A 9,595-nucleotide genomic window follows, 5' to 3' on the forward strand; every position below is an offset into this window, starting at 1 on the left:
CAACGTGCACCCGACCAAGCACGAAGTGCGCTTCCGTGAAGGGCGTTCGGTGCATGACTTCCTGGTAACACCCTGAATCCTCGGTGTTAATACCGGCCTCTTCGCAGCGCAAGGCTGCTCCTACAGGACTTCGACCTTCATCCCCACTTCCAGCACGCCACTGCCATCCACCGCCAGGTTCTGCCCGAACAACACATCCCCTTCTTTCTCGCGGAACGTTTTGAGCGTGGTCATGGGCTCGCGGTCCGGGCTGCGTTCGCCGGTCCGTGGGTCGATGGTGGTGAAAATGCACCGTACGCTGGGCTTGAGCACGCGAAACTCGAGGGTACCGATACGAATCCGCTTCCAGCCGTCCTCGGCGAACGGTTCTGCGCCCTGTACCACCAGGTTGGGCCTGAACCGCAGCATTTCCATGGGCCGACCAACACGCCGACTGAGCTCGTCCAACGACCCCTGGCCGATCAACAGCAGCGGAAAACCATCCGGAAACGCCGCACGGTCACTGTTCAAGCCATAACCATTGGGCAGGTAACGCGCCCGTTGCTCCGGGCAATACACCAACCGCACGTCCTTGCCCAGCAGCGCCGACAGCCAGCTCGCCGCCGCCTCGCCAGCATCGGGCACCCGCAGGGTGTCGCGCCAGATAGTCACGCCCCGCAAGTCATCGTCGGTAAGCGGTACAGGCACCCGCAACGGCACCTGCCCTGGGGCCTCCAGTAGCAACTGCCCAGCACCGTCATCGCTCGCCCTGAGCTGGCCGAGCTGTGGCCAGGCACGCTGGGTGAGGAAGCGGCCGTTTTCTGCCTCCACCACCATCCAGCGGCGGTCACCCAACAACCCCAACTGGCCGACCGGCGAAGCCTGCAGGCTTTGCGCCTGCCCCGACTTCACCGGGTATCGATACAACTCACTCAGAAACATCCCTGCCGCCTCGCGTCATTCGAAACGCCAAGCTTATACCCGGCAGGGCCAGGGATCACGCAGTAGCCGTATCCAGCAGCAGGCGCTGCTTGACCACCTCGACCAGGCGATCCGGCTGGAACTTGGACAGGAAGTTATCGCAGCCCACCTTCTTGACCATGGATTCGTTGAAACTGCCCGACAACGAGGTGTGCAGCACCACGTAGAGCTGACGCAAGCGGGCATCGCTACGGATCTCGGTGGTCAACCGGTAACCGTCCATCTCCGGCATTTCGGCGTCGGTGAACACCATCAGCAGCTTCTCGCACACATCCTCACCGGCGTCAGCCCAGCTTTTGAGCAGGCGCAGCGCCTTCAAGCCATCACTGGCCACGTGCAGCTTCATGCCCAGTTGCGACAGGGTGTCACGCAGCTGCGCCAAGGCAACGCTGGAGTCGTCCACCAGCAATACTTCACGGCCTCTGGCGCGGGCCAGCACCGGGTCGGCAAGCCGTTCGCCGGAGACCTTGGCGTTGTACGGCACGATTTCCGCCAGGACCTTCTCCACATCGATCACTTCGACCAGTTTCTCGTCGACCTTGGTGATGGCGGTCAGGTAGTGCTGGCGCCCGGCACTGGTCGGCGGCGGCATGATCGCTTCCCAGTTCATGTTGACGATGCGGTCGACGCCCCCCACCAGGAAGGCCTGCACCGAGCGGTTGTACTCCGTCACGATGATGGTGCTGTCCGGCCCGGGTTGCAGGGGCCGCATGCCGATCGCCTGGGACAGGTCGATCACCGGCAGGGTCTGCCCACGCAGGTTGACCACGCCGCAGACAAAGGCATGGCGCTGCGGCATCAGGGTCAGCTTGGGCAGTTGGAGCACTTCCTGCACCTTGAACACGTTGATCGCGAACAGCTGCCGACCTGCCAGGCGGAACATCAGAATTTCCAGGCGGTTCTCGCCCACCAATTGCGTGCGTTGGTCTACTGTGTCGAGAATGCCAGCCATTGGAAACCCCCAGGCTTGAGTCGGAAAAGTGTATTCATCCACCCTGTATCGGCGGGTTGACGCGCACCTTGACCCTTGCGGGAAAATGCCGCGAAGGTAATTGATATCACTTTACCATCATGCTTTACTGCGGGCACATCCAGGCTGGCCCGTGCCCGTTAGCACCTTGTTGCACCCTGGCCTCCCATCAGGGAAACCCTTAGATGCAATCGGGTGCAACCTGATGTTCGCGATATCCATTAGCCATTAATGTGACGCCATTCTCATTGCATGAATGGAGTCAGGCTTTTGTTCGCTACCGTATCGCCGTGCCCGCCCCTTGCCCGCGCCCAACGCGCCCGAGCGTCCTGATGGACAGTGCCTTATCGTTTGAAGGTGCGTTGCAAGACTTTCTGCTGGATGCGCAAGTCTTGCTGAGCCAGTCCCAGGAATGCCTGCAGCACCTGGAACTGATCGACAACGACGCAGACGCCTGCGGTTGCCTGAACACCGCCCTCGACACGCTCGCGAGGCGCGCCACCCGCCTGGACCTGCTCGAAGTTGCCCACTACGCCACCGTTCTGCAGCAATTGCTCGCACCGGCCTGCCAGCAGCAGCGCCTGCAACGTGAAGCCCTGCCCGCAACCGACGCTTGCCTGACCCTGCTGGCCTGGCAACTGGAGCTGATCGACCCGCGCACCGGGCAGCTGAACCTGGATACCGGCGAACAAATCACATTGCTCAATGAGCTGGCCAGCGTGCTCGATCAACCATTACCGCAAGCCTGTGCCGCCTGCGATGAGCGCGGCAGCCACTGCACTCACCCGCATACCGCCACGACGGCCGCCCAAGGCACGCACCCCCGCGTTTCACATTAACTAACAAAAGAGCAACTAAGGGCGTTGTTGGCCAAACTTGGAAGTTTCGCCAACTGTCGCCAGCACTGCGCGCGTGATTATTGCCCTAGTTACACTCGGCATGATTGACAGCCGAATAGCGGCTGGCACTTTGCTATTGACTTGAGTCGGACGAACGTGCCGAAACAGCCCGTAAACATGAGGTTTCAAAGCATTGCCCAACAGCGACCAACGCCGTGTGAAGTGTTACCATGCTCGCCAGCGACCGCCTGCAGCCGGCATCAAGGCTGATTGAGGACGTGCCCCGCAAAACATATAAAGTACTGCGCCAAAGCCTCTGCTAAGACTTGTGCAAGGCCTCCATCAGCAATACTTCAGTGGCTTTTCTATCTATGCTCCCACGCTTGAAGACTCTTCTGCGCTGCTGCTCCCGCACTGTCCTGCTGCGCTGGATGACGATCGTGCTGTGCGTGGCCTCCGTGGTCGCCAACCTGCTGCTGTACATGGCCGGCCAAGCGATACCGGCCAGCTTGTTGCTGCTGCAGGTCGCGGCGATGCTTGGCGTAGGCCTGCACGTGGGCCTGGGGGCCGGGTCGATCCGCCTGCACCCGGCGGAACTGGCCAAGCGCATGCTGATGGTGCAGGAAAGCGAGCGCCAGCACCTGGGCCGCGAATTGCATGACGACATCGGGCAACTGCTCACCGCAGCCAAGCTTCAGTTGCAATGGCTGCAACGGCGTATGCCCGATGAATTGCACAGCCACTGCGACACCCTGCGCACCACGCTCGACAACGCGCTGAGCAACGTGCGCGATGTCTGTGCCCTGCTCAACCCTCGGCAACTGGCCAGCCTGGGCCTTGAGGCCAGCCTGCGCGCGCACCTGCTGCGCACGCTGGAAAAAACCGATGTGCACTGGAGCCTGGTCTGCAATCAACGCCTGGGCGGCATTGACGAAGCCGTCGCCATGGCGGTGTTTCGCATCACCCAGGAAGCCGTGACCAACATGCTGCGCCATGCCCAGGCGCGCAATCTGTCGATCCGCCTGCAACGCAGCCCCGCAGGGCTTGCCTTGACCATTCAGGACGATGGCCGCGGCTTTGTTCCCGCCAGATACCCGGCCGAAGCAGGGCAACGCGGTTTGGCCGGCATGCAGGAACGGGTGACGGCCTTGCAGGGGCGTCTCGACATCACCAGCCAGCTTGGCGTGGGCACACAGATCGAAGCGCTGTTCCCGTGGCCGCCACGCACCCAGGAACGCGCCAGGAGCTTTACCGCCCATGACCTGTAGACTGCTGTTGGTGGACGACCACTCGCTGATCCGCGCCGGGGTCCGCGCACTGGTCTCCGACATCCCGGGCTACTGCGTGGCCGGTGAAGCCGATGACGGCAACCTGCTGCTCGAGCACGTGCGCAACCTGGCACCCGACATCGTCCTGCTGGACATTTCCATGCGCTCGACCAGCGGCCTCGATGCCCTGACGCAACTGCGCGCCAGCGGCAGCACCTGCAAGGTGCTGATCCTGTCGATGCACACCGACCCGGACCTGATCATGCGGGCCCTGGAAAGCGGCGCCCATGGCTACCTGCTCAAAGACACCAGCGCGACCGAGCTGGAGCAGGCCCTGTGTGCCCTGCGCAACGGCGAGCGCTACCTCAGCCCGGCGATCGCCCACACCGTCATCAACCAGGCGCTGCTGCATACCCAGCACCGCAAGCAACCGAACCGCGACCGCCACAACCTGACCGCACGCCAGCTGGAAATCCTGCGCCTGATCGTGCGCGGCAAATCCACCCGGGAGATCGCCAGTGGCTTGGGGCTCTCAATCAAGACCGTGGAAACCCACCGTTCGCAAATCATGAAACGCCTGCAAATTCACGATGTGGCGGGCCTGGTGCTGTACGCGGTGCGCGAAAAAATCATCAGCCTGGACGACTGAGCAACGGCGAGTCGACCGGCAAGTGCACCTGCAACGCGGCGGGCTTTGCCTCGAAGCGCAGGCTGTCGACCTGCAGCGGCTCACCGTCGAGGTTGATGTCCAGCCCCTGCGAACTCTTGATCTCAACCCAGGGCAGCCTGGCCCTGACAAACAACCCATCCCCGGCCAGCAGGTCGCGCAACGCCCCCACCACTTCCTGCGGCGCTGGCAGTATGGCGACATCCAGCAGGCCATCGTCTGCCAACGCCTCCGGGCACAGTGCCTGCCCGCCGCCGGCCTGCCGGCCATTGCCAATGCCCAGCGCCAGCAGATCACCCTGCCAGTGGAAGTCGGGACCCTGCAGCTCCACTGAGGCCGCCTGCAACTCGCTGAAGCGCGACAGCCCCGTGAACAGGTAGGCCGCAGCCCCCAGGACCTTTTTCAGGTCCTCCGAGGTGTTGGCCGTGACCTGGCTGCCGAAGCCGCCGGTGGCCATGTTGAGGAACAGCTGATCACCAACCTGGCCCAGGTCGATAGGCCGCGCCGGGGTGTTCAGCAGTGCCAGTGCGGCGTCCGGCTCCAGTGGCACGCCCGCAGCCTTGGCGAAATCATTGGCGGTGCCCAAAGGCAACAGCGCCAGGCTGGCCTGGGCCGCTGCCAAGCCCATGGCTTCAGCGACATCGCGCAACGTACCATCGCCGCCGCCCGCGACAATATGGGTGTAGCCAGCGGCCAGCGCCTCGCCCACCAGGCGCTGAGCGTCCCCGGCTTCCCAGGTGACCCGCACATCCAGCACCCAGCCGCTCTCACGCATCGCCAGCACGGCACTGCGCAGCGCCTCGTTCATCGCCTGCTTGCCGTGCAGGATCAACATTGCCTTGCGCCCTTGCATCGCGCTTCTCCATGAAAAAATAGCTAACCCAGATCTCGACCACCGGCACACACCGATCGTTGCATGCCCAGCACAATAACACTGGATTTCACCCATTTTTTACACGCCCGCGAATGCACGGCTATGCTCAGGAAAGCCACCTTTGACAAGTATTTGACCCAGGTGAATAAATTTACCAAAGAGTCAAACTATTGACTTTTTATCACCTGATGTCTGCTCCACCGACAGCCATGGACGCGCCCCGGCAGCAGTGATCGGCTGACTGCCGACGGGCGCGTCTTTTTATCCGCGATCTGTTACGAGGGTTCCGGGTCATGCGCATTCTCTGGACACTGCCCTACTTACCCTGGCCGACCACCAGCGGCGGCAAGACTCGGCAATATCACCTGCTGCGCGAACTCGCCCAGCGTGGGCACCGGATCACCCTGTTGGTGCAGTCCAAGATCCCCCTGAACGATGCGGCCCGTGAAGCCCTTGAACCCTGGGTCGAGCGCCTGATCGTGTTGCCCAGGCGCGCGCTGCACAGCCCACTCAACCTGCTGGCTTCACCGATCATCGACTATCCCATGCGGGCGATCATCAATGGTTTGGCGCCCTGCCTGAGGCACCGCTTCGAGCAACTGCTGGACGAACCCTGGGACGTCATCCAGATCGAGCACAGCTACAGTTTCCAGCCGTTCGAAAAAGCCCTGCAGGCGCGCGGGCTGCCCTTCATGCTCAGCGAGCACACCCTGGAATCGGTGATGGGCGGCGCCTGCCATGACCGCCTGCCGCTGTGGCTGCGCCCGCTCAATGCATTCGACCGCTGGCGCTATCGGCGCTGGGAGCAACGGGTGCTGCGTCAACCCAGCGAAGTGGTGGCGGTCAGCAGCCACGACGCCGAACTGATCGCCCAGATCAGTGGGCGCCCGGTGAACGTGGTGGTCAGTGGCGTGGACTGCGACTTCTACCAGCACGTGCAACCGGCGTTGCACAGCCAGCGCCTGCTGTTTGTCGGCAACTTCGAATATGGCTCGAACCTTGAAGCCATCGAATGGGCGCTGGAAGAGATCATGCCGCAGGTGTGGATGAGTAACCCGGCCGTGCGCCTGGCCATAGCCGGCCACGCCCTGCCGGCCAGCTGGAAGCTGCATTGGAACGACCCACGCATCGAGTGGGTCGGCTACCGCCCCGACCTGCGCGAGCTGCAACGTCGCTCGGCACTGTTCTTCGCCCCGCTGCTGTATGGCGGAGGGTCCAAGGTGAAGCTGCTCGAGGCGATGGCTGCGGGGCTGCCGGTCATCACCACCAGCAAGGGTGTATCAGGGCTGGCCGTGAACAACGGCGAACACTACCTGGGCAGTGATGATGGTGACCAACTGGCCCTGCTGATCACCCAACTGCTCAACCAGCCTTGGCGCATGGCCCAATTGAGCGAAGCCGGCCGGCAATTCGCCCGCCAGCGTCACGATTGGAGTATTGCCGCCCAGCAATTGGAAAACGTGCACATGCGCCTCAACCAGGTGCAACCCGCCAGCGACACACCACTGGCGGGCGGCTGGCTTGGGCGATCAACCAAGTAGCTCGCTGAAAGGGATGAACGGCACACTGTCGCCCTGCTTCGGCGTACTGCCTTCACGCACCTCGACCAAGCCCTCGGCCCAGGCCGCGCTGCGCAGCACGCCAGAGCTCTGGTTTTTGTAGATACGCACCTGGCCCTGCTCGATGCGTGCGCGCAGGTACTCGCGGCGCGTACCTGGCTTGGGCCAGTCGAAGCCCGCTGGCATGTCGAAGCGCAGCGGCGTGACATCAGCCACGCCCTGACGGCGCAACAGATACGGCCGGGTCAGCAACCCGAACGTGACCAGCGTGGACGCCGGGTTGCCCGGCAAACCGATCACCGGAACGCCACGAAAGTGCCCGAAGGTCAGCGGCTTGCCCGGTTTGATCGCCAGCTTCCACAAGGCCAGCTCGCCGGCCTCGCGAAGGGCGGCACCCAGGTAATCAGCCTCGCCCACGGAAACGCCACCGGTGGACAGAATCAGGTCGACATCGCCCAATGCCGCCAGGCATTCACGGGTGCGCGCCAGGTCATCGGGCAAAATCCCCGCATCCCGCACCTCACAACCCAAGCGTTGCAGCCAGCTGACCAGCAAGCGGCGGTTGCTGTTGTAGATTTGCCCTGGCCCCAGGGGCAGGCCAGGCTCGATCAGCTCGTCACCGGTCGACAGCACCGCCACGCGCACTTTACGCACCACATCCAGACGGGCCTGGCCAAGGGTCGCGGCCAAGCCCAGCTCGATCGGGCCCAAGCGTGTGCCGGCGCTCATCACCTGCTCACCCTGGCGTGTTTCCTGGCCTTGCGGACGAATGTTCTGGTCGACCTTCAGCGGTTCGAGGAAGCGCATTCGGCCGTCGTCAGCCACTTCGGCGTTTTCCTGCATTTCGACGCAGTCAGCGCCAGCCGGCACCGGCGCGCCGGTAAAGATGCGGGCACAGGTACCCGGCTGCAGCGGCTGCGGCGCATGGCCGGCGAAGATGCGCTGGCTGACCGGCAAGGGCTCACCCTGCCAGTCCGCCAGGCGCAGGGCATAACCGTCCATGGCGCTGTTCGGCCAGGGCGGCAGGTCGAGCGAAGCCACCAGGTCACGCGCCAGCACGCGCCCCTCGGCGTCGGCCAGCGACACATTTTCGGTTTCCTGGATGGGTGCGGCTTCTGCCAAGGCCAGCAGCCGCGCCAGTGCGTCTTCCACCGGCATCAGGGGCCGGGCTTGGGTAGACTCAACCACGGCTTTCACAGGCCGCTGCCTGCTTTAGGTGGGGCACGAAATTGCACGGGCGGTGGCGGGCATCGAGCTGCTCGGCCAGGATGCCGTCCCAACCGGTGCGTACCGCATTGGTCGAGCCCGGCAGGCAGCACACCAGCGTGCCATTGGCCAGGCCAGCCAGGGCCCGCGATTGCACGGTGGAGGTGCCGATGTCGGCCACGGAAATCTGCCGGAACAGCTCACCGAAACCGTCCACCTGCTTGTCCAGCAGGCAGGCCACGGCCTCCGGGGTGCTGTCGCGGCCGGTGAACCCAGTACCGCCGGTGATCAATACCACTTGCACTGCGTCATCGGCGATCCAGGTCGCGACCTGGGCGCGGATCTTGTACAGGTCGTCCTTGAGCAATACCCGCGATGCCAGCTGGTGGCCGGCCGCAGTCAGGCGATCGACGAACAGCTGCCCGGAGGTGTCATTGTCGAAGGTGCGCGTGTCGCTGACCGTCAACACGGCGATGTTCAGGGGCACGAAGGGGGTATCTGCCTTGGCTTTCATGGGGGTCCGTCACAAGAAGATGGGATGGCGCATTTATAACACAGCACCCCCTGATACAACCTCGTGCCCCTATGGCTTGCCCTTGGTCAATACCCTGGCTTTACCGCTATGCTGCACTGGAAAGGAACTTGCGTGGACGCCCTGCGTCTTAAAGTCATCTAGCACTGTCGCACTGGAGAAACACGATGATTCAACGGACCCTTCCCGCCTTCCTGCTTGCCTTGGGCCTGGGCGCTCTCGCCGGCTGCGCATCGCCGACCGTCATTACCTTGAACGATGGCCGCGAGATCCAGGCAGTGGACACCCCGTCCTTTGACGAGGACTCTGGTTTCTACGAATTCGAGCAACTCGATGGCAAGCGTACGCGCCTGAACAAAGACCAGATTCGTACCGTCAAAGAGCTGTGATTCAGCCGCCCTTTTTGGCAAACGCCCTTTTAACAACAAGGGCTTGCGTGCAAAAAAGGGATGCAGTAGGATTTCGTTCATCGGAGTGTAGCGCAGCCAGGTAGCGCGTCTCGTTCGGGACGAGAAGGCCGCAGGTTCGAATCCTGTCTCTCCGACCAAATCCTATTCAAAAAGCCCGCCTTGCGCGGGCTTTTTGTTGTGCGCGAAAAAATCCCCCTGACCTGTAGGAGCAGCCTTGTGCTGCGAAGAGGCCGGCGCCCAGTACCGCATCGCCGGCAAGAGCGGTACTGCCCAGGTGGTGGCGATCAAGCAAGGCGAGAAATACGACCGC

General features: G+C 63.0%; 11 protein-coding genes and 1 tRNA gene. 7 read left to right on the plus strand and 5 right to left on the minus strand.

Features of this window, described 5'->3' with window-relative positions; all coding sequences use genetic code 11:
• Window positions 1–4 precede the first annotated feature (4 nt).
• A complete protein-coding gene (locus tag OO306_RS28445; protein WP_369124845.1) occupies window positions 5–76 on the plus strand; it encodes a hypothetical protein in 72 nt (23 codons plus the stop codon).
• A gap of 44 nt (window positions 77–120) precedes the next feature.
• On the opposite strand, the gene OO306_RS27130 is transcribed toward OO306_RS28445, so the two are convergent.
• Together OO306_RS27130 and OO306_RS27135 are read right to left on the minus strand one after the other, a co-directional pair.
• Window positions 121–921, minus strand: coding sequence for an MOSC domain-containing protein (locus tag OO306_RS27130; protein WP_265970327.1), 801 nt, complete (start codon window positions 919–921; stop codon window positions 121–123).
• A 55-nt stretch (window positions 922–976) separates the two neighbouring features.
• On the minus strand, window positions 977–1,912 hold the full coding sequence (locus tag OO306_RS27135; protein WP_099453380.1) for a chemotaxis protein CheV: 936 nt from the start codon (window positions 1,910–1,912) through the stop codon (window positions 977–979).
• Between the two features lie 350 nt (window positions 1,913–2,262).
• On the opposite strand from OO306_RS27135, the gene OO306_RS27140 reads away from it, so the two are divergent.
• The 3 genes from OO306_RS27140 to OO306_RS27150 all read left to right on the plus strand — a co-directional run bounded on the left by OO306_RS27140 (window position 2,263) and on the right by OO306_RS27150 (window position 4,686).
• Window positions 2,263–2,769, plus strand: coding sequence for a histidine kinase (locus tag OO306_RS27140; protein ID WP_265970328.1), 507 nt, complete (start codon window positions 2,263–2,265; stop codon window positions 2,767–2,769).
• Window positions 2,770–3,140: 371 nt separating this feature from the next.
• On the plus strand, window positions 3,141–4,037 hold the full coding sequence (locus OO306_RS27145) for a sensor histidine kinase (protein ID WP_265970329.1): 897 nt from the start codon (window positions 3,141–3,143) through the stop codon (window positions 4,035–4,037).
• The gene (locus OO306_RS27150; RefSeq protein ID WP_085274205.1) at window positions 4,027–4,686 is read left to right on the plus strand and encodes a response regulator transcription factor; all 660 of its coding nucleotides are present in this window, start codon (window positions 4,027–4,029) and stop codon (window positions 4,684–4,686) included. The genes OO306_RS27145 and OO306_RS27150 overlap by 11 nt, the downstream gene beginning before the upstream one ends.
• Here the strand turns inward: OO306_RS27150 and yegS are convergent.
• On the minus strand, window positions 4,670–5,557 hold the full coding sequence (gene yegS, locus OO306_RS27155; RefSeq protein WP_099430046.1) for a lipid kinase YegS: 888 nt from the start codon (window positions 5,555–5,557) through the stop codon (window positions 4,670–4,672). The genes OO306_RS27150 and yegS overlap by 17 nt on opposite strands.
• 314 nt (window positions 5,558–5,871) lie before the next feature.
• On the opposite strand from yegS, the gene OO306_RS27160 reads away from it, so the two are divergent.
• A complete protein-coding gene (locus OO306_RS27160) occupies window positions 5,872–7,119 on the plus strand; it encodes a glycosyltransferase family 4 protein (protein ID WP_027596639.1) in 1,248 nt (415 codons plus the stop codon).
• Here the strand turns inward: OO306_RS27160 and glp are convergent.
• Both glp and moaB read right to left on the minus strand, forming a co-directional pair.
• Window positions 7,108–8,295 (minus strand): gephyrin-like molybdotransferase Glp, encoded by a 1,188-nt coding sequence (glp, locus tag OO306_RS27165; protein ID WP_265970330.1) that lies wholly within the window; start codon window positions 8,293–8,295, stop codon window positions 7,108–7,110. The genes OO306_RS27160 and glp overlap by 12 nt on opposite strands.
• A gap of 22 nt (window positions 8,296–8,317) precedes the next feature.
• A complete protein-coding gene (moaB, locus tag OO306_RS27170) occupies window positions 8,318–8,857 on the minus strand; it encodes a molybdenum cofactor biosynthesis protein B (protein ID WP_027596641.1) in 540 nt (179 codons plus the stop codon).
• Window positions 8,858–9,042: 185 nt separating this feature from the next.
• Here moaB and OO306_RS27175 point away from each other — a divergent pair, with 185 nt between their 5' ends.
• Together OO306_RS27175 and OO306_RS27180 are read left to right on the plus strand one after the other, a co-directional pair.
• A complete protein-coding gene (locus OO306_RS27175) occupies window positions 9,043–9,264 on the plus strand; it encodes a YgdI/YgdR family lipoprotein (protein ID WP_027596642.1) in 222 nt (73 codons plus the stop codon).
• 81 nt (window positions 9,265–9,345) lie between these two features.
• Window positions 9,346–9,422 (plus strand) — tRNA-Pro (locus OO306_RS27180).
• Window positions 9,423–9,595 lie beyond the last annotated feature (173 nt).

Source organism: Pseudomonas sp. DCB_AW, from assembly GCF_026240895.1.
GTDB classification, from domain to species: domain Bacteria; phylum Pseudomonadota; class Gammaproteobacteria; order Pseudomonadales; family Pseudomonadaceae; genus Aquipseudomonas; species Aquipseudomonas kermanshahensis.